The sequence below is a fragment of the Peribacillus frigoritolerans genome (genome assembly GCF_004358755.1).
In the GTDB taxonomy this organism is placed as follows: domain Bacteria; phylum Bacillota; class Bacilli; order Bacillales; family Bacillaceae; genus Bacillus_P.
The window spans coordinates 138083-162792 of the sequence record NZ_SMZY01000003.1 but is presented as its reverse complement, the minus strand read 5'-3'; the positions used below and the strand labels follow the sequence as shown (position 1 = coordinate 162792).

Annotated in this window: 27 protein-coding genes; 20 read left to right on the top strand and 7 right to left on the bottom strand. The window is 39.9% G+C overall.

Translation table 11 applies throughout. The features are described from left to right. The first annotated feature begins 72 nt into the window (after positions 1–72). The 4 genes from E2R53_RS14310 to E2R53_RS14295 all read left to right on the top strand — a co-directional run bounded on the left by E2R53_RS14310 (position 73) and on the right by E2R53_RS14295 (position 4865). Entirely contained in the window at positions 73–1221 is a 1149-nt protein-coding gene (locus E2R53_RS14310; protein WP_133312442.1) for an AI-2E family transporter, read from the top strand. Between the two features lie 80 nt (positions 1222–1301). Then, complete coding sequence (locus tag E2R53_RS14305) at positions 1302–1517, top strand: spore germination protein (RefSeq protein WP_133312441.1); 216 nt, start codon at positions 1302–1304, stop codon at positions 1515–1517. A 93-nt stretch (positions 1518–1610) separates the two neighbouring features. Next, positions 1611–2585 carry a LacI family DNA-binding transcriptional regulator gene (locus E2R53_RS14300; RefSeq protein WP_133312440.1) on the top strand — a complete coding sequence of 325 codons (975 nt, stop codon included), beginning with the start codon at positions 1611–1613 and terminating at the stop codon, positions 2583–2585. Positions 2586–2810: 225 nt separating this feature from the next. Beyond that, positions 2811–4865: a molybdopterin oxidoreductase family protein gene (locus E2R53_RS14295; protein ID WP_133312439.1), complete on the top strand. Its 2055-nt coding sequence runs from the start codon at positions 2811–2813 to the stop codon at positions 4863–4865. Here the strand turns inward: E2R53_RS14295 and hpaB are convergent. Then, entirely contained in the window at positions 4856–6316 is a 1461-nt protein-coding gene (gene hpaB / locus E2R53_RS14290; protein WP_133312438.1) for a 4-hydroxyphenylacetate 3-monooxygenase, oxygenase component, read from the bottom strand. The genes E2R53_RS14295 and hpaB overlap by 10 nt on opposite strands. Positions 6317–6827: 511 nt before the next feature. Between hpaB and E2R53_RS14285 the strand changes: the two genes are divergently transcribed. Together E2R53_RS14285 and E2R53_RS14280 are read left to right on the top strand one after the other, a co-directional pair. Further along, positions 6828–7217 carry a YueI family protein gene (locus tag E2R53_RS14285; RefSeq protein ID WP_133312437.1) on the top strand — a complete coding sequence of 130 codons (390 nt, stop codon included), beginning with the start codon at positions 6828–6830 and terminating at the stop codon, positions 7215–7217. Positions 7218–7684: 467 nt separating this feature from the next. Continuing rightward, entirely contained in the window at positions 7685–8938 is a 1254-nt protein-coding gene (locus E2R53_RS14280; RefSeq protein ID WP_133312436.1) for a S8 family peptidase, read from the top strand. Between the two features lie 155 nt (positions 8939–9093). On the opposite strand, the gene E2R53_RS23315 is transcribed toward E2R53_RS14280, so the two are convergent. After that, complete coding sequence (locus tag E2R53_RS23315; protein WP_165970993.1) at positions 9094–9234, bottom strand: lipoprotein; 141 nt, start codon at positions 9232–9234, stop codon at positions 9094–9096. 137 nt (positions 9235–9371) lie between these two features. Between E2R53_RS23315 and E2R53_RS14275 the strand changes: the two genes are divergently transcribed. The 4 genes from E2R53_RS14275 to pcp all read left to right on the top strand — a co-directional run bounded on the left by E2R53_RS14275 (position 9372) and on the right by pcp (position 14000). Continuing rightward, positions 9372–10643 (top strand): tetratricopeptide repeat protein, encoded by a 1272-nt coding sequence (locus E2R53_RS14275; RefSeq protein WP_133312435.1) that lies wholly within the window; start codon positions 9372–9374, stop codon positions 10641–10643. Between the two features lie 102 nt (positions 10644–10745). Next, entirely contained in the window at positions 10746–12008 is a 1263-nt protein-coding gene (locus E2R53_RS14270) for an EAL and HDOD domain-containing protein (protein ID WP_133312434.1), read from the top strand. 45 nt (positions 12009–12053) lie between these two features. Further along, positions 12054–12956, top strand: a complete 903-nt coding sequence (locus E2R53_RS14265) for an aldo/keto reductase (protein WP_133312433.1) — start codon at positions 12054–12056, stop codon at positions 12954–12956. 441 nt (positions 12957–13397) lie between these two features. Further along, positions 13398–14000 carry a pyroglutamyl-peptidase I gene (gene pcp / locus E2R53_RS14260; RefSeq protein ID WP_133312432.1) on the top strand — a complete coding sequence of 201 codons (603 nt, stop codon included), beginning with the start codon at positions 13398–13400 and terminating at the stop codon, positions 13998–14000. A 52-nt stretch (positions 14001–14052) separates the two neighbouring features. Here the strand turns inward: pcp and E2R53_RS14255 are convergent, their stop codons facing one another. After that, entirely contained in the window at positions 14053–14343 is a 291-nt protein-coding gene (locus tag E2R53_RS14255; protein WP_133312431.1) for a hypothetical protein, read from the bottom strand. A 247-nt stretch (positions 14344–14590) separates the two neighbouring features. On the opposite strand from E2R53_RS14255, the gene E2R53_RS14250 reads away from it, so the two are divergent. From E2R53_RS14250 to E2R53_RS14205, 10 genes are all read left to right on the top strand, one after another. Continuing rightward, positions 14591–14818 (top strand): hypothetical protein, encoded by a 228-nt coding sequence (locus E2R53_RS14250; RefSeq protein ID WP_070876091.1) that lies wholly within the window; start codon positions 14591–14593, stop codon positions 14816–14818. Positions 14819–15056: 238 nt separating this feature from the next. Then, on the top strand, positions 15057–15197 hold the full coding sequence (gene degQ / locus E2R53_RS14245; protein WP_101567816.1) for a degradation enzyme regulation protein DegQ: 141 nt from the start codon (positions 15057–15059) through the stop codon (positions 15195–15197). Between the two features lie 173 nt (positions 15198–15370). Continuing rightward, the gene (locus E2R53_RS14240; protein WP_165970992.1) at positions 15371–16282 is read left to right on the top strand and encodes a polyprenyl synthetase family protein; all 912 of its coding nucleotides are present in this window, start codon (positions 15371–15373) and stop codon (positions 16280–16282) included. 3 nt (positions 16283–16285) lie between these two features. After that, the gene (gene comX / locus E2R53_RS14235) at positions 16286–16447 is read left to right on the top strand and encodes a competence pheromone ComX (RefSeq protein ID WP_133312429.1); all 162 of its coding nucleotides are present in this window, start codon (positions 16286–16288) and stop codon (positions 16445–16447) included. Positions 16448–16467: 20 nt separating this feature from the next. Beyond that, positions 16468–18780, top strand: coding sequence for a histidine kinase (locus tag E2R53_RS14230; protein WP_133312428.1), 2313 nt, complete (start codon positions 16468–16470; stop codon positions 18778–18780). A gap of 80 nt (positions 18781–18860) precedes the next feature. Further along, positions 18861–19502 carry a response regulator transcription factor gene (locus E2R53_RS14225; protein ID WP_133312427.1) on the top strand — a complete coding sequence of 214 codons (642 nt, stop codon included), beginning with the start codon at positions 18861–18863 and terminating at the stop codon, positions 19500–19502. Between the two features lie 87 nt (positions 19503–19589). Continuing rightward, complete coding sequence (locus tag E2R53_RS14220; RefSeq protein ID WP_133312426.1) at positions 19590–20276, top strand: SIMPL domain-containing protein; 687 nt, start codon at positions 19590–19592, stop codon at positions 20274–20276. Positions 20277–20541: 265 nt separating this feature from the next. Next, complete coding sequence (locus tag E2R53_RS14215) at positions 20542–21624, top strand: PQQ-dependent sugar dehydrogenase (RefSeq protein WP_286166209.1); 1083 nt, start codon at positions 20542–20544, stop codon at positions 21622–21624. 13 nt (positions 21625–21637) lie between these two features. Beyond that, positions 21638–22027, top strand: coding sequence for a hotdog fold thioesterase (locus tag E2R53_RS14210; RefSeq protein ID WP_070876095.1), 390 nt, complete (start codon positions 21638–21640; stop codon positions 22025–22027). A 63-nt stretch (positions 22028–22090) separates the two neighbouring features. Continuing rightward, a complete protein-coding gene (locus E2R53_RS14205) occupies positions 22091–22651 on the top strand; it encodes a GNAT family N-acetyltransferase (protein ID WP_133312425.1) in 561 nt (186 codons plus the stop codon). A 257-nt stretch (positions 22652–22908) separates the two neighbouring features. Here the strand turns inward: E2R53_RS14205 and E2R53_RS14200 are convergent, their stop codons facing one another. The 4 genes from E2R53_RS14200 to E2R53_RS14185 are packed head-to-tail and all read right to left on the bottom strand — an operon-like array spanning position 22909 to position 24706. Further along, positions 22909–23565: a DNA alkylation repair protein gene (locus tag E2R53_RS14200; RefSeq protein ID WP_133312424.1), complete on the bottom strand. Its 657-nt coding sequence runs from the start codon at positions 23563–23565 to the stop codon at positions 22909–22911. A 37-nt stretch (positions 23566–23602) separates the two neighbouring features. After that, positions 23603–23962: a monovalent cation/H(+) antiporter subunit G gene (gene mnhG / locus E2R53_RS14195; RefSeq protein WP_133313065.1), complete on the bottom strand. Its 360-nt coding sequence runs from the start codon at positions 23960–23962 to the stop codon at positions 23603–23605. Further along, the gene (locus E2R53_RS14190; protein ID WP_133312423.1) at positions 23946–24230 is read right to left on the bottom strand and encodes a Na(+)/H(+) antiporter subunit F1; all 285 of its coding nucleotides are present in this window, start codon (positions 24228–24230) and stop codon (positions 23946–23948) included. Before E2R53_RS14190 ends, mnhG begins: the two co-directional genes overlap by 17 nt. After that, the gene (locus tag E2R53_RS14185) at positions 24230–24706 is read right to left on the bottom strand and encodes a Na+/H+ antiporter subunit E (protein WP_133312422.1); all 477 of its coding nucleotides are present in this window, start codon (positions 24704–24706) and stop codon (positions 24230–24232) included. Before E2R53_RS14185 ends, E2R53_RS14190 begins: the two co-directional genes overlap by 1 nt. Positions 24707–24710: the final 4 nt, after the last annotated feature.

The window sequence follows — 24710 nt, the reverse complement described above, 5'->3', positions numbered from 1 at the left end:
TCTTAATTTGACACCTTATCGTTCACATAGTACGTTTGAAACAGCTATTTTAAAGCAGGAGGAGGATGTAACCTGAATAAGTCAAAGGTTCATTTTTGGACGATTGAAATTTTGCTGCTGCTGTTAATTTTTTACGTAAGCACGAAGGTTTCGTTTTTGTTTCAGCCGCTGATTGTTTTTGCATCTACGCTGTTCTTCCCGATCTTGATTGCGGGCATTCTGTTTTTTATTTTCAGTCCGGTCGTTAAGCTGTTAGAAAAAAACAAAGTTCCAAGAACGCTTGCAATCCTCATCTTGTACCTCATCTTTATCGGATTGATTATGCTGCTGTTATCAACAGTCGGCCCGGTTGTTTCTCAGCAGATCACAGACCTGTTTAAAAACTTCCCAAGTTACATAACTGAAATCAGGCATTTTATCATGAATCTGTCTGAATCGGGCTGGTTTACATGGGTGATGACACAGGAATATGTTTCGGTTGAGGAAACGATTGATAAAATAGAAAAATCATTGGGCAGTCTGACGACATCGCTCCCTGAAAGCATTACTTCATCTGTAACAAAGGTGCTGGGTGTCGTGACGAATATTACTCTTACGATCATCACGGTCCCCTTCATCTTATTTTACATGCTGAAGGACGGGCACAAGTTCCCCATCACAGCAGTTAAAATTTTGCCTGCTGCGTATAGGCGGGAAGGCATTAAAATTTTTGAAGATCTTTATCAGACGCTTGCAGCGTATATACAGGGCCAGCTGCTTGTTTCTCTCTTTGTCGGGACAGGCTGCTTTATCGGATATACGCTGATTGGACTTGATTATGCCCTGATTCTTGGGATTGTTGTAGCTATTGCAAATATTATTCCTTATTTAGGACCTTTTATCGGTGCCGCACCGGCAGTGGTTATTGCTCTCCTTGATTCACCGACTAAAGCTTTGCTCGCTGCTGTTGTGGTAACCGTTGTTCAGCAGATTGACGGAAACGTTCTTTCACCATTAATTATCGGAAAGAGATTAAACACACATCCGCTTACCATCATTCTCCTTCTGATAGGCGCAGGCAGCTTTGGCGGTATCTTAGGGATGATTTTAGCTGTGCCGACTTATGCGGTATTAAAAGCTGTTTTATTACATGTCATAAGACTTGTGAAATTAAGAAACAGATATAAGCAGGAGACAGAGATGCGAAACACAGTTGAAAAAGACAGGAAGCCGCCGATTTAAATGGCGGTTTTTTCTAATATTAAATTGAAACCCTAAAGACCTTCCTGGCATAGTCTAATAAAAAAGAAGGTGGAGATGGTATGCCGGCTTTTGTTGGTCCTATTTTAATTCATTCGAGCACCGGTGCAGTCAGTGCCGGGGATGTGTTTGCACTCTCGCCAAAAAGCACAAGTAAATTCTCTGTAGGTGCAGGTGTCCTCAATACAGGAGACTTCATGGTCATTACAAGTGATAAAAACAGTACTAATTCGTATGATGCTGACATTATTGATCAGCCGACTATCTTTAATAGATAAAATCCTGACCCTTTCTTTTTATGAGAGAGGGTTTTCTTTTTGGCGGGAAAAGGGTATTAAACATAAGAATTCAATGAATGAAGAGGTGTAGGGATGACAACCATTAAAGATATAGCAAAGCTTGCCAAAGTGTCTGCTGCAGCAGCATATGAAGTGCTCCATGAAAGTGCTGAATCAATGGCCTCAGAAGATACAAAAGCGAGAATCTTTCAGGCTGCAGAAACATTAAATTATAGATTGGCAGAGAAGCAATCTTCTTCCCCAAATAATAACAGCGTCCATATAGCACTTGCGATTTTAGATGCTGCCGATGGAGAGCTGGAAAATCCTTTTTATATCGCACTAAGGAAACATGTTGAGCAGGCATGTCTCCTTGGCGGCGTTCATATTAAAGAGATCATCCGTTATGAAAATATTGATTCAACCAATAAAATGGAAGCGTTGGATGGAATCATTGTCATTGGCCGATTACAGGAAGGCGATATGGAAAAGCTTAAAAAAGTTTCGAAAAATATTGTGTTTGTGACAGATTGGGATACGGACTCCTCTGCAGATCTAGTAAGTATAGACCTTGTTCAAATGACGGAGCTCGTTATTTCTCACTTGAAGGAAATGGGACATGAACGGATTGGCTACATAGGTGCTTCGAATTGGGGGCATACTATGAAAGAGCAGCTGGAAAAAGCGAACCTTCTGTCAGAGGAACATATTTATTTGACAGAACCATATGGGACGGAAGGATACCGGATTCTAAAGGAAGCTGCTTCAAACAGCCAGCTTGCTGATGCCTATATTATTCAAAGCAGCGTCATGTCTCTTGCAGCCATCATGGCATTGCGCGAGGAAAATGTGAAGATTCCAGAGGATGTCTCTATTGTGAGCTTTTATGATGTGCCTGAAGCTCATTACTTTGCACCATCTCTGACGACCATTCATGTGTCACCAGCTGAAATAGCAAAAATCGCTTTGAAACTATTGCATGAACAAGTCATTGAACACAGAGATACACCTCTGAAAGTGCTTGTTCCATCCACTCTCAAAATGAGAGAATCAACAACATCAAAATAATTCAATCCATGCTGAAGAAGGGTTTCTTTCTTCAGTTTTTTACTGTTTGGGAAATAATAAATTGATAGATTGGGGCTATCGCAACAAGGATATCTCCTGCAAGCTCCGGGGCCTCCCTGTCGGACCTGACCAAGGCGCTTGCGCTTTTCTGGCACGAATTCTTGATGGAATGTTAAAACTATTCTATCATTAATAAAACGATTCTCACGGTAAAGGAGAAACCATATGGATTCATATATTGAAAAACGGGATGGAGTGTTTCCATCTGTTTGCTCGCTGGATTGTCCTGATCAATGCGGACTTCTTGTCCATAAAAAAAACGGCAAAATCATGAAAGTGGAAGGAGATCCGGAGCATCCAGTAACAAAAGGCAGCATCTGCAATAAAGTGAGGAACATGGCTGAACGTATTTATGATGAGAAGCGGCTGCAATATCCTTTGAAAAGAACAGGGAAAAAAGGATCAAAGCAATTTGAACGGATCAGCTGGAATGAAGCTCTTTACATCATTACTTCGAAATGGAAAACACTTATTGAAACGTATGGCCCGGAGAGCATTCTTCCATACAGCTTCTATGGGAATATGGGCAATCTGAATGCAGAAGGGATGGATCGCCGTTTCTTTCATAAACTTGGAGCAAGCAGACTTGATCAGACCATTTGCCAAATAGCAGGATCAACCGGGTATAAGTATACAATGGGCGGAAGCTTTGGGATCGATCCGGAGGATACGGTACATACAAAGCTGTTTATTATGTGGGGCATTAATGCAGTGAGCACGAATATGCACCAAATAACCCTTGCTCAAAAGGCCCGTAAAAACGGGGCCAAAATCATCGTCATTGATGTTCACAAAAATCAGACTGGAAGACTTGCAGACTGGTTTATTCCGATTCTACCGGGAACAGATGGCGCTCTCGCTCTTGGAATTATGCATATTTTGTTTAAGGAAAACCTGGTGGACAGCGAGTTTCTTGAGGCGTGGACAGTTGGGCACGAAGAATTAAGAGAGCATGTTGTTCAATATAATCCGCATACTGTATCAGAAATAACAGGAGTTCCAGCCGATGATCTTATAAAACTGGCAAGAATGTACGGCCAATCATCTCCTTCCTGTATTCGAATCGGCAATGGTCTGCAGCACCATGATAATGGAGGCATGTGCATCAGGACCATCGCCTGTCTTCCGGCTCTGACTGGTCAGTGGCTGAAAAAAGGAGGAGGTGCTATTAAAGGCAACTCTGGATATTTGGCATTCAATACAGAGGCACTGCAGCGGCCGGATCTCCTCCAGAATAAACAGACAAGAATCATTAATATGAACTTAATTGGCGAAGAGCTTTTAAATGCTGATCCAGCAATAAAGTCCATGTTCGTATATGGCAGTAATCCCGCAATCGTAGCTCCCGAAGCTAACAAAGTGAAAAAGGGATTAGAGCGGGAAGATTTATTTCTCGTGGTCCATGATTTGTTTTTAACAGAAACAGCCGCCTATGCGGATCTCGTTCTTCCGGCATCGTCGGCCTTTGAGAATACAGATTTTTATACGTCATACTGGCATCATTACCTCCATTTGCAGGAGCCGGTTATTGAAGCATATGGAGAGTCAAAATCAAACGTGGACGTGTTCAGGCTTTTAGCGGAAGGCATGGGATTTACAGACCAGGCTTTTAAAGATACTGAGGAAGAGATGATTGATCAGGCGCTGAATAATCCTCAAAATCCATATTTTAAAAAAATCACTTTTCAGGAAATGAAGAAGAAGAAATATGTGAAAGCAAAAGTAAAGCCGCTGTTTCCAGGAATTCTTAAAACGCCAAGCGGGAAAATAGAGCTTTACTCACATGCGATGGAAAAAGCAGGATATCTGCCTTTGCCGACATTTATACCGCTCGTCAAAGAAAGTGATTTGCCTTTTCTATTTGTTCCTGGCCCGAATCATAACTTTTTAAACTCCACTTTTTCAAATAATGAAAAACATAAATCCCTTGAAAAAGCTCCTAAACTGCATATGAATGGGAAGGATGCTGAAAGACTTGGTCTGAAAAATGGAGATATGGCTGTCATTTGGAATGCGCGGGGGGAATGTGAGCTTACAGTTTCAGCTGGCGAGAACGTATTGCCTGGAGTAGTAGTAAGCCAAGGTTTATGGATGGATACACCCGGAACAAAACAGATTGTAAACACACTTACGCCAGACCGACTGTCAGATATGGGCGGCGGCGCAACCTTTTTTTCAGGAAGAGTTGGCGTTAAAAAGAAGGAGAGACCTCAATCGTGAGGTCTCTCTTTCGTTTGATTTAAAAAGTCTGTGACTCTCTCAATGTATTGTTCTCGTGCATAACCGCTGTATAAATTTTTTGCAAGGCGTATGGGGTCTCCAAAAAAATACCTCTCATAGTGAGTTTGTCTTGTGCCAAAAGAGCTCATGGTCAGCTCCCATACTAATCGAAACAGTTTTGTTTTTGTTTTAGCATCAACTGAAGTTCCCTGCAGATATTGCTCAATGTCCTTGCCAATCGGAGAAGCGAAATCCTCCTCTGATGGCAGAAGCATTAATCCGCCTGCTCCGATCTGCTGCAGAAGACTTATATAGTGAGGATAAAGCTTTGAGAATAAATTGACAGCCGCATATAACGGATGTATGCTCGGAGTCATGGTTCCGAAAGCATCGATTTTTGCTTCAGCTTCTGATTTAAGCAGGAGTGCCTGCATGCTCTCCAGACCTAAAATCATATCAGACAGCTTAAGTTTAATATGTTCATATTCAGATACATCCAAAGTATTGATCAGCAGCTGTGAAAGTCCGATTAAAAATTGCAGTTTCACCGTCTGGCGTGTGACAACCTGATGAAGGGCATGCGAAATAAACCCGCTATAGTTAAATAATTTAAAGGCAATATCCTGCCTATGGTAAAAAAACACGCGATTCCAGGGAACTAGTACATGATCAAAGACGAGAAGCGTATCCATTTCATCAAAGCGCGAGGACAGCGGATAGTTAAAAGCAGATTCACCAGTATGAAACGGCTCTCGGCAGATGAATTTCAGTCCTTTCGTATTTGCAGGGATGCTGAAGGCAAATGCATATTCGTCGCCCGATTGATTGCCGCCTGAAGGGAAAATCAGGACTTCATCGGTCATTCCGCCTTCTGTTGCAAGCAATCTGGCTCCTTGTATGATAAGACCTTCTGCTGTCTTTTTAATCACTTTGGCTGCAATTGGCTGCCCGGATGTTTCAATAAATGCGGACGAACGATTGACCTGCGGATTAATAAAACTGTGTGTAAAAGATAAGTCCTGTTCAAGCGCAGTTTCGTACATATTACGGAGGTTTTTCGAAAACTCTTCATCTTGGGCGCTGACAATAGCTGATGCTGCTGATAAAGACATTAAAGCTGTATTCATATAGTCAGGACTTCGTCCCATCATCCCGCATGTTGCGTTCGCCCAGTATTCAATCATTTTTCTTCTTTTCTGCAGATCTTCTATTGTCTTTGGCTCGAGATAGGACATTCCAACCCGATTTTGGGTGAAAGGGGATGGGAATGTCATAAAATCAATCGCACCCTTTTCTACCTGCAAATTATAAAGAGAAGCTTTTGTTTGGATAGCCCCTTTATAAGCCGGATGTGAAATGAGATTTTCTGTAATGGCCTGGCCTTTTAACCAAACATTAGGCTTTAATGCTTCCATGCGCTGCAAAAATTCTCTCCCTGAAATGGCAGGCATTTTTTTCCTCCTAACGGTCTTTTGTTCTGACTATTTTCTGACCAAGCATCAGCCCGCCTGCCATGTAAACAAGCACAGCAAGTTTCTGAAAACAGCCTCTGATTTAAACACTATATGCTGCTGCAGGATTCCGGGTGAGACTTGACAAGAAAAGACATCCAGCCTTTTGAAAAGGAAAAAAATGAAGAACAAATTTTGGAGGATATGATAAGAAAGAAAAGAATATTATTGTAAGCGGTTTCAATTTTATTCAGTTATATAAAACAGCGAGAAGGGTAAAATGAATAGTAAGGAAGATTCGGAGGGAGAGATGCTCATGCAAGATGCTAACTTTTTCAAAGGAATGATTTGGGCGACCGTTCTTAGTATTCCATTGTGGGTATCCTTCTTCGGATGGATGAAAATCATTTTATCTTATTCTAAATGGTAGTTAAACATATGATTTTATGTCAGCTATCTTCTCTGATAGACTAATTCTGTACTGGACTTTTAGAACAAGGAGAATGACATCATGCCAGACGAACAGCTTGATCTCTATATAAAGCAGGGAATATACGGAACGTTTGAAACGAAGCCGGAGGAGAGAAATGTTTACCTCGGTACGTTGAGAGAAAGAATTTATGTGGCTCTCACTGCATCTCAGGTGAGACAAAACAAAATATACGATGAAGTAATTAAGGCACTGGGAACGGGAAGGGACAAAGTGCTTCTATTGAATGGCACAATAGATTATGGAGCCCTGTCTAAATATATCAAAGCTGCCAACAAAGAAAAAATCCCATTTACCATCGTAAGTGACCAGAACAAAACAAAAATAGGCTTAATCGTTGCCTCTGAATATGCGGTTGATCGGGAAGAAATTTATGTGAAAGATAAAATATTTGATCAGTCTTTAAAATGAACACAGGAGAGCCTGTGTTTTTTTATCCTTTACTTATAAGAAAATAAAGCGTAATCCAGATTGGAATTGACAGGATCATTCCATAAAAACAGCCTTTTGCAAATGATTGATCTTCCCTCATGACATACCCCGCAATTTCAGTCTTATGATTAATATATCTCTGTGCACCTTAATATATCAATCCCTCATCGTATCGCTTTTAACAGAAAAAGAATAGGATGCAAGAACCACCTCAAGAAGGTGGTTTTTTTGATTTTATAGATATTTGTCCTTACTGTGAAAACTATTTCCAAATTTTTTTTAGAAAAAGCAGGGCAATTGGCGGGATATAGGTTAAGCACTTAAGGTGAATAATGAGGAAATTTTAGTAAATTTAGATTATTGTGAAAATAGTTAATGTAATTTATATTTATATTGCTAAGTTATAAAAGTTATAAAATACTAACACTTTTGGAAGGGGAAATGAAATGAACATCACTAAAGCACTTGGAGCCGCAGTACTGAGTTTATCAATGAGTCTTTCAATGTTTGGAACATCCGCTTTTGCAAATGAGCAGATTAAATCAGATGTGAAGCAGGAATCCATTCGAGTTGTAATCAAGGGGACTGACGCTGAAAAGGGAAAAGTGAAAAAAAGTCATCAGGTTCGCCGCGATTTTGGGAAAGATGGATTCACAACAACCGTTACACAGAAACAATTAGAAGCCCTGCAAAAGAACAGCAAAATCAAAGTAGAAAAAGTTTCAACCTTTAAAATTGCCGCAGGAAAACCAATAAAGACAATGGCATACCCAAGCACAAGAACGCCATGGGGCATTAAAGCCATTTATAATAACAGCTCATTGACATCCACAAGTGGAGGGGACGGCATTAAAATTGCAGTTCTTGATACCGGTGTGCAGACAAGCCATATCGATTTATCGCAAAATGCCGAGCAGTGCAAAGATTTTACAGTGGGATCTACTTATACGAATAACTCCTGCACGGACCGCAACGGACATGGAACACATGTTGCCGGATCTGCACTTGCAAATGGCGGTTCTGACGGACAGGGAATTTACGGAGTTGCGCCTCAAGCAGAGCTTTGGGCATACAAAGTATTGACTGACAGCGGTTCTGGCTACTCAGATGATATCGCAGCTGCAATCAGACACGCTGCAGATGAAGGAACAAGAACAGGTTCAAAAGTCATTATCTCAATGTCTCTTGGTTCAAGCTCAAAAGATAGTTTAATATCAAGCGCAGTTGACTATGCGTACGGAAAAGGTGCATTGGTTATTGCTGCAGCCGGAAACTCAGGATCTGGCAATAATACAATCGGATATCCCGGCGCACTAGTTAATGCGGTTGCCGTTGCCGCTCTTGAAAATGTTCAAGAAAATGGAACATACCGTGTTGCAAACTTCTCTTCCCGCGGTAACTCTGCAACTGATGGAGACTATGTCATTGGCGAACGGGATGTTGAAATCTCAGCTCCAGGCGCTGCCATTGAATCAACATGGATCAACAGCGGATACAATACGATCAGCGGTACGTCAATGGCAACACCTCACGTATCAGGACTTGCTGCAAAAATCTGGTCCTCTAATAAAGGACAAAGCAATGTTCAAGTTCGTGCAGAGCTTCAGCGTCGTGCAAAGCTTTATGATATTAAAGGCGGCATTGGCGCGGCAACAGGCGATGATCACGCATCAGGGTTTGGATTTGCAAGAGTTCAATAATAATAGAAATGAAAAAGAGCTTACCCAAACTTAAATCGGGTAAGCTCTTTTTCTATTTCGTCATACAAAATTTGGTTCAATTCTAAGAAAATATGGTTTAATAGATAGATATAGAGTGAAGTCATGAATCTTCTGCAGCACATTTAGAGCGGATGTTAACTATATTCGTGGGCTTTAATAATTCTTGGCCATTCTTCGTCAGCAGTCTGGATACCTTTCTCTGCTTTTGAACATCCAGATAAGAGGATTGCCGTACCAAGTGCAAGTAATAAAAGATGCTTTCTCATTTTCTTCATCTCAAAACCTCCGTTAGTTCTTTTATATTAACATTTAAAAATAAAAAACATTTTGTTATAATTAACTGACAATTCAAATATATACAATAATTCATTTTCTTGTCAATACATATTCGATTTTTTTCAGGAGGCGCCGTATGAATACCGTTGGAATGAAATTAAGACAGCTGAGAAAGAAGCAAAAATTGACTCAAAGTGAGCTGGCAATCGGCATCGTCAACCGCAGCTATATCAGCCAGCTTGAAAAGGGAATGGTACAGCCTTCTTATAAACTGCTGCTGAAATTCAGCGAAAGACTGCAATGTGATATTCATGATTTTTTCGAAGATGAGGATAAATCACTTTTGTCTTTTGATATAAAGAAAGCTCTTTCCAGTTTGGAATATGCAGTCATCAATGATCATTTTGCAGATGCGGCTGAACACTTAACCGATTTAGAAAAGAATCTGGAATCGTTAAACCAAAGTGATCTTGCCCTTTATTATTTCTGCCAGGGGCGGATTCTGCAGCGGATGAAGCTTCAATTTGAAGAAGCAATTGCTGCTTATGAAAAGAGCTACGAAATATTCTGCACCCTGCAATATTCTGAACAAAGACTCAGGACCAGCAATTATCTGACGTCCTTGCTCATTAACCAGGATCAGCTCTCAAAGGCATTTTCTTATTTAAATGAGGCGTATGAAGATTCGATTGCTTTCAAGGCATCAGGAGTTGAAAAAATCTCTTTATTAAATAACCTTGGACTCGCACATGCTAAAAAAGGAGAATATTATTCTGCAATCCGTTTTTTGAAACAGGCACTCTCGATCAGCAGCAAAACATCCATATACTATCAAACAGGTGTTGTATATATGGTGCTGGGATTATGCTACAGACGAATGAATGAGTATGAAAACGCAAGTGCTGCCTATGCAAAAGCGCTGCTGTTTTTCGAAGGGACAGAAGATCAATTGAATTTGGCGGGCACCTATACAAACTTAGGCATTCTCAGCAGGTACTTATTGGATGCCGGGACTGCGATGTCGTATTTGAAATCAGCTCATGAAATTTACAAACAAGAGAAGGATGTAAAAGGAATATCAAATACGCTGTATGAGCTGGCCGTTACCTATTATGAGGCTGGAGAGGATGATGAAGTATTAAGGCTTTATGAAACGTTTCTGGATGTTTATGCAAGCGGAGTCGGCGATTTTAAATTTAAATTTCTTCATTTAATAGGAGATTTGCATTGTCGAAACAGCCATCAGGAAGATGCTCTGAAGTGCTATTATGAAATCTTGAATAATTCTGTCCTGGTCGCGGATTCCTCAATCGTAAAAGATGTACTGAAAAAAATAGCTGAAATCGCCTATTTGACGCAAAATGAGAAAACACTTTTTTATGTTGTGGAAAAATACTTAAAAATGTAAAGCAAAAGACTACATAATTCGACACAACCTATGCTATCTTTCATGTACAATCGGTATAGTTCAAATGTACTGATTGGAGATAGGACAAAAGGGGTTGTAGAGATGAAGGTATTTGTAGCCAGGCAGCCGATATTTGACAGAAAAGGACAAAGTGTTGCCTACGAACTTCTTTACCGGAACGGAAATAACAGTAATTCATTTCCCAATATAGATGGAGATGAAGCAACAGCTGATGTCATTATAAACAGTTTTATCAATATTGGCCTTGAAGAGCTTGCGCAGGGAAAAAGATGTTTTATTAATTTCACAGAAAGCCTGCTGAAAATGAACTTGCCAAGCTATTTTAATCCAAGTTCCATTGTAGTGGAGATTCTCGAAGATGTTCCCATTACAGAAGAATTGATAGAGATTTGCGCTGAGCTGAAAAAACTTGGATATACCATAGCGCTGGATGATTTCAACTTGCAGCAGAACTATTTTCTGCTGCCGAAATTATTAAAGCATATTGATATTATCAAGGTGGATTTTCTGCAGACACAGGTGCAGAAAAGAAAACAAATTATGAACCGGTACAAGCATTATGGAGTGTCTTTTTTAGCAGAAAAGGTAGAAACACAAGAGGAGTATCAGCTTGCTTTAAGAGATGGCTATGATTATTTTCAAGGCTACTTCTTCAGCAAGCCTGTTGTTCTCTCGAGCTATGATATTCCCGTTTATATACATGGCTATTTGCAGATCCTCCATGAGTTATCAAAAACGGAGCCTGACATTGAAAAAATTTCAGAGCAGATTGAACAGGATCTTTCCCTTTCCTATAAGCTTTTGAAATTAATTAATTCACCGGCATTCAGGCCAAGAAACAAAATTAAGTCGATTAAACAGGCGATTGTCCTCCTTGGATTAAATGAAATTAAAAAGTGGATTTATATCCTGTCCATTAAAAATATGAATCTCAAAAATGATCCGATTCAGGAGGAAGTGATCCGCCTGTCGCTGATGCGCGCCAAGCTTTGTGAGAAGCTGTCCATTAAAATTGGCAGTAAAGAACCTTCCCTGTATATGCTGACTGGCATGTTCTCCCTTGTTGATGCGCTTCTGCACCGCAAATTGGATGACGTTTTAAATGAACTGCCACTTTCGGATGAAATTCGGGAGGCGTTAAGCGGAAAAGAAAATGACATTCGGAAAGTATTTAAATGGGCCATTGAAATAGAAAAATCAAATTGGCATGCACAAGACTTCCCCCTCAAACCTGAGGAAATTCAAGAATGCTATATGGAAGCTATTCTTTGGTCAAATCATCTTTTAAACGGTGAAGAAATTGCGCAAACAAGCGGAGAAGGATTTGGGGCCCAATCATTTTGAAATCGAACGCTTTCAGTATACAATGATAGGGAAAGGAGAATGATTATGCAGAGAATACAACTTACAGAAGATCTATCATTTTCAAGAATCATTCATGGATTATGGCGTCTTTCTGACTGGAACATGTCAAATGAAGAAGTGGTTAAATTAATAGAGGAGTGCTTAGAGGCAGGCATTACAACCTTTGATCACGCCGATATTTACGGAAATTACACATGCGAGAAAAAATTCGGGGATGCACTTGCACTCAAACCTGAGCTTAGAAAGCAAATGGAGATTGTCACAAAATGCGGCATTAAACTAGTCTCAGACAATCGCCCGGAACACAGCATCAAATCCTATGATACAAGCAAAGAGCATATCTTGGCTTCAGTCAGCAAATCACTGGAAAACTTTCAGACAGATTACATAGATGTTCTGCTTATTCACCGTCCGGACCCGTATATGGATCCAGCACAGGTAGCAGAAGCGTTCACACAACTTAAAAACGAAGGAAAAGTCCGCTATTTTGGCGTGTCGAATTTTAAACGCTCACAGTTTAAAATGCTTCAATCATATTTAGATTTCCCGCTGATTACGAATCAAATTGAGCTTTCTGCCTACAACCTTGAGAACTTCGAAGATGGCACACTTGACTTATGCCAGGAAGAAAGAATCGCGCCAATGGCATGGTCTCCGCTTGCAGGAGGTTCTATTTTCTCAGCTGATGACGAGAGAGCTAAAAGTCTGCGTGATACACTTGAGAGAATCGCTCTCGAAGTCGGTGCAAAAGGAATAGATGAAGTCCTATACGCTTGGCTGATCAGCCATCCTGCAAACATTATGCCGATTGTCGGCTCAGGCAAAATGAACCGCATTGAGTCCGCTATCCGCGCTCTTGATTTAACATTAACACGCGACCAATGGTTTGATATCCTGCAGGTTGCAATGGGACGCGAAGTCGCATAGTTTAAACCCTTGTTTCTGCTTTAAGGAAACGGGTCCTAAATTGCTTGGCAATTTAGGACCCGTTTTCTGTTGTTTAGGTGAATCAAAGGTGTTCAATGATTCCACAAAAACCTGAGAAAGGCTGAGAAGTGGAATCAAAGGTGTTCAATGATTCCCCAAAAACCTGAGAAAGTCTGAGAAGTGGAATCAAAGGTGTTCAATGATTCCACAAAAACCTGAGAAAGGCTGAGAAGTGGAATCAAAGGTGGTCAATGATTCCCCAAAAACCTGAGAAAACGTGAAAAGTGGAATCAAAGGCAGTTTATGATTCCACAATTAAAAGCATTCAATGATTCTCTGAAAAAGGTACTCTATGATTCCCCTAAATAAAGACTAATGAAATATACGAATTTTCTGATATAATCATTTCATTCGAGTTCCTAAATAAGGAGAGATAGAAGGATGAAAAAGGTACTGATAACAGGGTTTGAACCGTTTTTGCATTATACAATAAACCCAACTGCCCAAATTGCGGAGGATTTGCATGGACTGAGGATTGGCCATTATGAAATCTGCGGGAAAGTTCTCCCTGTTCAATTTTCAAAATCGTGGGAGCAATGTCTTCTGCATATTGAGGAAGAAAAGCCTGATGCTGTATTGATGCTTGGACTTGCTGCCGGCAGATACAAGATCACTCCCGAAAGAGTAGCCATCAATTGTGCGGATGGGGAAAAAGACAATGAGGGAATGGTAAAACAGGATGAAACAATACACTCTGAAGGACCAGCAGCCTATTTCAGCACACTTCCTATCCGTACGTTTGTAAATGTGCTTCAGAAACGGGGACTTCCTGCGGAAATATCCAACACGGCCGGAACTTACCTGTGCAATTATATTATGTATCAGGCTATCCACTATTTTAAGCAATCAAATCAAAACATCCCGGCAGGATTTATCCATGTTCCTGCGTCACACGAGCTGGCTCTGGAAATCGGGAATGTTCCAAGCTTTTCTCAGCAGGATTTAACAGAAGCTGTGTCATTGATGATTAGCAACATGGCGTAATTTCAGTATAAAGGTAAAAACGGTGACCATGCTGGCACCGTTTTTTTTAGATTTACCATCTCAGCACCAATATTAACCTGCAGCAATTCAGATCAGGATTTTTATAAGAAAGAATGAGTCTGACACCGTCAGGATTGAACTCAGTTTCTAACTCATTTGTTATGCCGGAAGCGAGCAAAAGTTTTTTTACCAAAATGGTGTTGGATTCCTGAGCGGCAGCCAGGATCTTTTTTGCCTGTTCTTTAGAAGTTGAGAGATAATTGGTCAATTTTTTGGCATCAGCCATCAGTCCATCCATTTGTGATGCGGAATGGACAAACTGACTTGAGTCAACTTCCGGCATAGGTCTCCTCGTATATTGATTACAAGGGTAATGAACTTGACAATAAGGGTTGAAATATAACGGCCGAAACCATCGTTGCCTTTGCACCCGCAAAAAATTCACCTCCGAGAGAACTTGCTCCTTATATATATGTAAAGGATCTTGTTCGTGCTATTTCGATAAAATGAAAAAGGTGCAGGAATACTGCTGCTTATGTCGAATATGGATAATTGTTAAACTACTTTTTTCGGGGGAGGTTCAGCTCTCTATGCGCGTGCAGCCATCCATATATGTGCTGGATGATAAGACGGTTGCGGTCTTTTCGGTTATAAAAGGCGAATGTAAGGTTAAAATGGAGTGTTTACTGTCAGAACAGGGAATTCTGGATTACACCTTAGAGTTTAGCGGACCGATTGAAAAGAGAGATGAACTGACGAAAATTGCATTGGAAGAAGCGCAATCCATTTATTTGAACACCATTATAGCTGCAAAGTGACAAGTCCCTGAATATGGGGCTTTTTTTCTGTTTTAAATGATGAAGATGGTATGAATTCCAGCCGAAAAAACAGATACAATGGACTATTGCCCCGGTTGCGGTATCACGCATTGATTATTTCGCATTATTTTCGGTGAAATTACTTTCTGAATCCTTTAAAATTTGAAGTAGGAAAGATCAAAACAAGTGTTTCGTTCACCATGCATAATTTGATCTTTAACAGAGGAGTGTGGAAACGATGAAAAAGCACAACATTGAAGAAATTACTCAATTATTGAAACGTCTTGAGAAAGAAATTCAGGAAACGAAACAGTCACTGAGATCCATTAATAAAAGCATTGATAAGTATGATAAATACTCCTTTATAAACGTGTCATAAGACTGACTTGGCCTTTCGAGCCAAGTCTTTTTTATGTCCGTTTTTCCGAAATTATGTTAAAAATTTTATATTTATGTAAAAACCTCTTTTTATATCTACTATATTGGTCTCGAATATTGTAATATAATTTCGAAGGGGTGATTGCAATTAGATTACATTTGGACTATGAAGAATTGAATCGCAGTCTGAAAGCTGCTGTTTCTTCATATATAACGAACAAAGAGTTATTGCAGCTTATCCTGTCGTTCTCTGAAACGAAAAAAACCTTTCCGTTCGGTCAATTGGCACATTTGCATTACACAGCTTTTGGAGGAGAAGGTAAGCAAATCATTCATCTCACAGCTGCAGTAGAACTGCTTGCGCTGTCATTCGACATTTTAGATGATCTTGAAGACCTAGATAACTTTGAAGAGCCATGGATGAATATAAACCCATCTCTTTCACTGAATGCCGCCACTGCTATGTACACAATCAGTATGCAAATGCTTCATGAATTATCAAGCGAGCACAAATGGAAGATCATCAGCACGTTCCAGCGTTTTGCTCTTCAAGCAATGGAAGGTCAGCACACAGATCTTCAAAATGACATCGCAAATGAAGATGAATGCATCACGATGATTGAAAAAAAATCCGGCTCATTGATTGCTTTAGCCTCAGTCACCGGGGCCTTGCTTGCCACCGGAGAAGAATTTACATGCGTTGAACAGTATTCCTATCAAGTAGGACTAGCTGCACAAATTGAAAACGATTACCGTGATTTATTTCATGAACATAAAAATGATCTTTCAGCACAGAAAAAATCGCTGGCGCTTCTCTTTTTAAACAGAGGATTTAATGAACATGCAAAAGAGCTGACTGAATTTATCGCCGGCAGCCAAACCTTTATGGAACACTATGGGAGTATTGAAACATTTAAATCGAAATTGTTACAATCTGGTGTTGTTCATTACTTGAACGTCATGAAGCAAATTGCGATTCAAAAGGCTTCAACTCTGATAGCGGAAGTGCCCTTGCCTCAACATCAAATTGAGCTTCTAAAGTCTCATTTGATCATAAATTCATCTGAAAATAAAAGGAGAGATTAAGTCATGCAGGAAATCGTAAACTTTTTAGTGGAAAACCCGGAAGTAATCGAAAAAGTAGCCAGTGGTGAAGCTAGTTTACTGGGTGTGAAAAATGTGGATGAAGTGTTAGGATTAGTAGAAGGACTGTTGAGTACAGCTAGAACGACGAATATGTTTTGGTTCTAATATTTTAGAAGGAAGATTTGATGATTAAAAATCTTAACAAAAGTTATATTATCATTTTATCAATCAGTGTCATTTTAGCAGTTTATTTTTCCTACATTAATATAAAGATTCCATATGTGGGTGCAAATGTTCAGATTGATGAAAAAGGCAGGCTTGAAATAACAGCCATTGAACCCAAGTCATGGGCAGACAATGTTGGGATAAGACCTGGAAATATTGTTACTAAAATAAACGGTGAAGATCCTTTAAATCACTATCCTTCTGTAAATAGCGGTCTGTTAGAACAAGTGGATACGCTAAAATTATTAACGAATAATAAAGAAATAGAATATGTTGTTTCAGATTCAATTTTCAACTATCAAAATATGTTTGTTGTTGTTGTACCTTTAACCATTTATTTGCTCTGTCTATTTTGCAGCTATTTTATACACAAAACCAATAAGAAACTAAATTTGCCATCTGCTTTAATCTTGAATTTATTTTTGTTAACTATTGCAATGGCTTACTTAAGCGGCGGAAGTTCAGCAAGAGGGGACGTTATGAGCAGATATTTTAATCTCACCCTGTTCTTGCTGACTCCAGTTTTTTATATGCATTTTATTTATCAATATTTCAAAGAACTTGGTAAAGTTCTCTTTTCAAAAAAATTCGTTTTTACTGGATATATTCTTGTTTTACTAAATTTAATTACTGAAACTCTCAGAATAATAACTAATGAATCCTATCCTTTAAGTTTTTATTCTGTAGTAAAAACAATAAACTTATCATCATTTTTAGTTCTCTTTATTTTGACATTTGTTTTAAAAATATATGGACTCCAAAAAGTTAAATATTCTGATCAAAAATATTTAGTCAAAGTCCTTATAATAACGAATATTATAGCTTTCTCACCTTTTTTGCTTCTTTACACAATCCCTTTTATTGTATTCAATAAACAGATATTCCCGCCAACTTTCTTAGCAGCATTCTTATTGCTTATACCTTTTTCACTAGTATATCAGTTTCTTGCTACCAAGATTTACGACATAGAATTCATACTGGGTCGCGTGAAATATTATGCACTTCTTGCTGTTATTCCAACTTTTATGGGTGTTGGTGTTGTCTTAATTAATAAAGAAAGCAGTCCTACATTTTATCCTATTAGATTGTCAATTATGATATATATCTTGTTTGTTATTGTATTTTACTTTAAGGAAATTCTCGACTTTCGTTTCCGCTTCAAGCGGTTTTCCGAAAAGTACAATTACCAGGACAGTGTTTTTAAATATACGCAAAGCATCCGGAAGGCAAGCAAGCTTGATCATGTCATAAACGAACTGAAAAAGGTGATTACAGATGTATTGCTTGTCAGCAGGGCGAATTATGTGGAAGTTGATAAGAACGGGAACATCATCTCAGTCGAGATTCATATGAAGGGTACAGATTATCTGTCATATGAAAAAGAGATTACGAAGGCTTCACATGAGATAGGCAAAATTGTCGAAGTGGATCGGGGTTTTGTGATTAATGTGGGCGAGACAGATGACCGAAGCTATGTCATGATTTGCTTGTCTATGCTTAATACTCCAAAATTAAACCGAGATGAAATTTCCTGGTTAAAAACACTGTCCTTCTATACGAATATATCTCTTGAGAATTTCCTTAAGATAGAAGAGCTGATGAATCATCTGCAGAAGATTAAGAGTGAAGGGAGCAATCCGGCCTGGCTGACGAAAGTTTTATTTTCGATAGAGGAAAAGCAGCGCTCTAACCTGGCTAAGGATTTGCATGATTCTGTTTTGCAGGATTTAATTTCTTTAAAGCGGCAAAGCGAGCTTGCCCTGGCTGAGCTTGAAATGGCTCCGACTGTTTTCAGGGATCAGCTGCAGGACATGAACAGCTCGATGACCAATATCATCAAGACTACGCGGGAGACGTGCCAGGAGCTTCGCCCGCAGCTGTTGTATGATCTTGGGCTGGTAAAAGCTTTGCAGAAGCTTGCCGCTCAGTATAATGAATCTGCAGCTTTTGATGTGAGATTAAATACAGGCAACTTTACTAAAACGATTGATATTGATACACAGCTGAATTTATACCGGATTGTTCAGGAGCTCTTAACTAATGCCGGAAAGCATTCCAATGCACTCCATGTTCTAATTATGCTTGTTTGCATTAAGGATAAAATTGTTCTTCATTATGAAGATGACGGCATCGGTTTTGATCAAAGCGAACTGTATTCCAATCATCAAAGCATGGGTCTTTCAGGCATAACAGAAAGGGTAAAGGCTCTAAATGGCTCCCTTCATATTGAGACTTCAAAGGGAAATGGGTTTAAAGTGGTTGTTGAACTTTGAATGAATAGTTCAGACTTGGCATTTGCCAGGTCTTTTTTATAAAATAGAGAGTAGATGCTCGGGTCAGAGAGGTTGATTACATGATACATATTTTAGTTGTGGATGATCATCCAGCAGTACGTGAGGGAACAAAAGCGATATTGGAAACAGAGCCTGATGTGAGGGTGTCCTGCTTAAATCCCCCATATTCTATTGATGTTATTAAGCACATCAGCTTTCACGAATACGATGCTGTCCTGATGGATATGAATCTTGGAGATATAAATGGAATGGAGCTTTCCACTGAAATCATTCAGCATTCTGAGGATTGCAAGATTATCATGTATACAGGCTATGATGTAGAGGATTATTATGAAGAGGCTATTCGCCTTGGAATTCACGGGGCAATCAGCAAAACGGAGACAAAGGAAAAGATTCTTTCTTCCATCCGGCATGCTCTTTCGGGAGACATCGTTGTGCCGTATTCCTATTTAAAGTCTCTTATTCTTCAGCAAAAAATGAAAACCAGCTCCACTTCAAATGATACAGAGGCTTTAAATGATCGGGAAAAAGCCATTCTTCAAGAGGTTGAAAGAGGTTTAACAAATCAGGAGATTGCCGATAAGCTTCATTTAAGCAAGCGGTCAATTGAATATAGTTTAACTTCCATCTTTAATAAATTAAATGTCGGCTCAAGAACAGAAGCTGTCCTGATTTCTAAATCAGAAGGAATTATTGATTAGTGCGCAAGAATCATTCTTGCGCACTTTTTTTTATCGCTCAGGCATATAGATTGAATAGAGTGTTAGATTCTGAGAGGAGTGTTGTGTATGTTTCCAATGTATGGGCAGCCTTTTGATCCGGCTTACAGAACCAAAGCGAGAGAGACAAAATCCCCATATTTGATTTCTGTTCGCGGAACAGGGAGAGTGGAAGCAAAACCGGATACTGCCGTTTTGCAGCTTGCGGTGGTGACAATAGACAAGGATGTTGCTGCAGCACAGCAGGAAAATAAAAGGCGCGTCAATCAGCTTATTCAAGCCTTGCAATCAATTGACATTTCAGAAGATCAAATTGAGACCATTTCTTACACCGTTTTTCCCCAATACGACTATAGTGCAGGTTCAGATCCTGTCTTAAAAGGGTATGAGGTTACAAATACGATTTCCATCACTGCTCAAAATTTAGATAACATTGGGTTGATCTATGATACAGCCTTTTCTAATGAAGCCAACCGGGCAGATTCGTTACAATTTTCTCTTTCCAATCAAGAGAGATGGATCAATGAAGCTCTGAATCTTGCTGCAAAACAAGCATTGGATAAGGCAGAAGCGATTGCCCGTTCTTATCAGCTCAATCTTGTACGCAAGCCTGTAAAAATAACCGAAGAACCTAGAGGATTTTTCCCATTGTCTAAAGAATTAAGTTTAGGTGTACAATCGTCAGGACAGACCCCTGTCTTTGTAAAGAATATAGAAATCATTGCAGAACTGACAGTTTTGTTTACCTATCAATAAGCATAAGTTTACAAAATTTATACTTTCTCTCAATATCCCCATCACAAACCTGCGATAAGATGGAATCTAAATACGATTCTTGCGTTAGAAAGCGCTTTCTTAATAGGGGGTTATGATGGACTTGATGGCGGTATTGCCCGTGCTTATGTTGATGATGGTTTACTTATTCTTTGCTGTATACGCCCTTCGAAAATAAATCACGGAAGTATAAATCCGTGAATCATTTCTTATTTTTCGTTAAACTTAAAGAAAATGGGAATAAGAGGTGATTTACCTGGATAGGTTATGGGTGATTCTTTTCAGCTGTTTGGTCATAGCGGGATGTCAGTCTGTTCAGAATGAAAGTCAGGAAGACAGGGAAGTGAGCGGACCGACTGAGCGTCAGAATTCCGAAAGTATTCTAAAGAACTTGGATGTTCCGTGGTCCATTGTAAAGAATAATGACGTTTTTTATCTGAGTGAACGCACAGGTCAAGTTATAAAATGGGACGGGGATTCAGACAAAAAAGTGATTCAAAAACTGAAATTGAAGAAGAAGCTGCATCTAGAAGGCGAGGGCGGATTTCTTGGATTTCAGCTTGCCCCTGATTTTGAAGAGAGCAGGCAAGCGTTCGCCTACCATACATATAAAGATGGAAACGAAGTGAAAAACCGAATTGTCATCCTAAAGGAAAATGCAGACCAATGGGAGGAAGTAAGGGCTGTTTTAGAAGATATTCCGGGTGCACAGTTCCATAATGGCGGCCGCCTCAAAATTGGGCCTGACGGCAAGCTTTATGCAACAGCGGGAGATTCTCTGATTCCTGACCTTGCACAGGATAAAAATTCTCTTGCAGGAAAAATTCTAAGGCTTGAACTTGACGGATCTGTTCCGAGTGACAATCCTTTCCCTGGTTCGTTTGTATACTCTTATGGTCATCGTAATCCCCAAGGGCTTGCGTGGGACGAAAAAGGGTCCCTGTTCAGTACAGAGCATGGCCAGTCTGCACATGATGAAATTAACAGGATTCAGCCTGGGGAAAACTATGGATGGCCTGTTATTGAAGGGGACGAGCAGCAGGAAGGCATGGAAGCGCCGCTCTATCACACCGGGGAAGAGACGTGGGCTCCTTCCGGCATTGCCTATAAGGAAGGAATCCTGTATGTGGCGACTTTATCGGGGAATGCAGTGAAGCGATTTGAAATTCATACAGGAGAGGTGCAGACTTATCTGGAAGGCTGGGGCAGGATGCGCGATGTAATAATTGAAAATGATCGTTTATATACCGTAACCAACAATCGTGATGGCAGAGGAAATCCGCGCAAAGATGATGATCAGATGCTGCTGATGAAACTAAGCCCGCAATAGAGGAGGAACTATTATGGAATATAATGTTGAAAATACGCTTTTGAACTCACTTGGAATTGAGATAAAAAGCGTCACGAATGATGGCGTTGTAGCTACAATGCCTGTAGATGACCGCACGAGACAGCCTTTTGGCATTCTTCATGGCGGCGCATCTGTAGCGCTTGCAGAAACAGTTGCAAGTATAGGTGCCTTTCATTTAATCAACCAGGAAACGGAAATGTGCGTTGGTCTGGAAATTAACGCAAATCACATAAGAGGAAAACAGGACGGCACCGTAACTGCTCACGCCATCCCGATGCACCGCGGCAAAACAACAATGGTTTGGGAGATTAAGATTGTCGATGAAAGAGAAAGCCTGATCTGCATTTCCAGATGCACGATGGCGATTCTGCAGAAAAAATAATTCCTGACATGCCCTGATAACCATCGGGGCATGTTTTATAAGAATAAAAGGGGAAAATAACAGATGAATACAAGTTTTCCAGTTCTCTATACAGAGCGTTTTGTACTAAGGAAAATGGAAGAAAGTGATGCGGGTGAGGTGTTTGCTTATTTTTCAGATGATGAAGTCACACGATATTACGATCTTGAAAGTTTTACTGAAGTAAATCAGGCTGTTGAGATAATTAACCGCTGGTCTGAAAGGTTTTATCATAATGAGGGGTTCAGATGGGGCATCGCTGATAGACAAATAAATAAAATCATAGGCAGCTGCGGCTATCACAACTGGGAAAAAGAACATTTTAAAGCGGAAATAGGTTTTGAAGTGAATCCGTCTCACTGGAGAAAAGGTGTGATGACCGAGGTTTTATCACCCATTTTGAAGTTTGGTTTTACCCAAATGAACCTAAATCGCATTGAAGCTTTTTATGATCCGGACAATACGGCTTCAAAACTGTGCCTCGAAAAAGCAGGGTTTATATATGAAGGAGTCTTAAGACAGGCTGCCTATGAAAAAGGCGTATTCTGTGATGCAGCTGTTTGCTCTGTTTTAAAAGAGGAATACATGAAAGAGCACAGCGTGTAAATAGAAGAAAAGGGGTGATTGATTGCTAAGCAATTAATCACCCTTTTTTAGTTATTATTTTACTACTTGTGGAAATATGATTCTAGTATGAGGAGAATCAACATCGTCACGCTATGATTCCATATCCAAAAGAAAAGAGCTATTTAGTGGAATCAAAGGCAAGCTATGATTCCAAATCTGAATGGAAAAACCTGTTTTTTTGAATCAAAGGCAAGCTCCGTTTTCAACACTCCCCAAATTCCCGAAAAAATAGATCATTAAAGATACTTGCTTCCCTCGCGCCTGCTTAACGTTGACAACTCTGTGTTATCAATAAACGTTCTGACGGATTCCGGGTTTGTTTTTGAGTATTCCCGCAATGCCCAGCCGATAGCCTTTTGAATAAAAAACTCGTTTGATGCTGAGTGCTTTATGATGACAGGATAGAGCCATGCTTCGTCTGTTTTTTGCTTATATTTTAGTTGATGCAGGATGGCCGTTCTTTGCAGCCAGATATTGTCCGAATCAGCCCACTGATCAATATACGTTCTCCTCAATTCGGGATGCTTCATTACGAGATGGCCGATTACGTTAGAGGCAATCAGGTCTGCCGTATCCCACCAGGAGTTTGTTATAATCAGGCGCTTAATCCATTCTATATCTGATGGCCCAACTTTCTTTTTTTCAAGCAGAAGAAGATCAATTGCCGCATATAAAAGTTCTCTCTCTTCAAACGTCCAAAGCTCCAAAACAGTGTCACTCAAGTGCTCAGGCCGCCCGTGCTGTTTAAGAAATTGCCTGGTTATTTCTTTTCTGTCAGGTGACTTTATGCCGAAAAAGCGAAATTGATCGCGCATATACTTCTCCATCACAATCGCTTTTTCCAAATCTGCGTGCTTTGAAAAAACGTCTCTCAGCTTAATTGCAAAACTCATTTTGCTTCTGCTCCTTTAAAAAAGGATGAGACAGTTCTCATCCTTTTACACCTTCTTTTTTTCGATCTGATTTTAATTCATCCTGAACACTTTTTTCCCACAGCGGCACTTTCGTGTTGTATGCAGCCCTCATAATGAGGTGCCCGGCAACCGGTGCTGTCATAAAGACAAACACAATACCCAGTATAATTCGTGCATTAAAATGGCCTTCAATCAGCCAGAAATAGAAGAATACACCAAGCAGTATGCTGATGATGCCAAGCGTTGCGCTCTTGGATGCTGCATGATTGCGCGTATAGGCATCAGGAAGACGGACAACCCCATAGGCTGCTATAAGGCTCAGCAAAGCACCCTGCAGGATGAAATACCCGATAATGAAATTAGCGATTACGATCATTTTCAATAATCTCTCCCTTCTCAAGGAACTTTGCAAAGGCAACTGTTCCAATGAATGTCAGGATTCCAAGCAGCAGAATGACTTCAAGAAAAGCATTGGTGCGCAGCATAACTGAAATGATCGCCGTAATACCGATCAGGTTAATCCCGATCGCATCAAGGGCAATGACACGGTCAGGAACCGAAGGCCCTTTGATCAGCCTGTACAAGTATAAAACCGTTGAAATGGCGATGAGTAGAAGGGAGATTCTTAATACTAAATCAAACATTAGCGGCTCACCTCCTGAATGGCTTTTTCAAACGTGTTTTTAATCTCTTTTCTGGCTTCTTCAGCGTCAGCTAAGTCCATCGCGTGAATGTACAAGTAGCGGTTATCGTCAGATATTTCGACAACTAGTGTCCCGGGTGTAAGGGTGATCAGATTTGCAAGAATCGTAATTTCCCAATCTTTTTTCAGCTCTGTTTCAAGCTTGAAAATTCCGGGACGAGTTGTAATTTTAGGCGCAAGCACGACCTTTAAAACGGCTAAATTAGACATAATCAGCTCGCGATTAAAGATATACAGGAGTTTTAAAACGGCAAAAACATTCCATAAATAGAACCGGTGATTGAAAAAACGGCGAAGCGCAAAGATCATCAGCAATCCGAAAAAGTAGCCGTTAAAAAAGTCCTGGACGGAGTATTCTCCTTTTAGAAACATCCATGTAAATGCAATAGAGAAATTAAGTAATATTTGAAAGGCCATATTA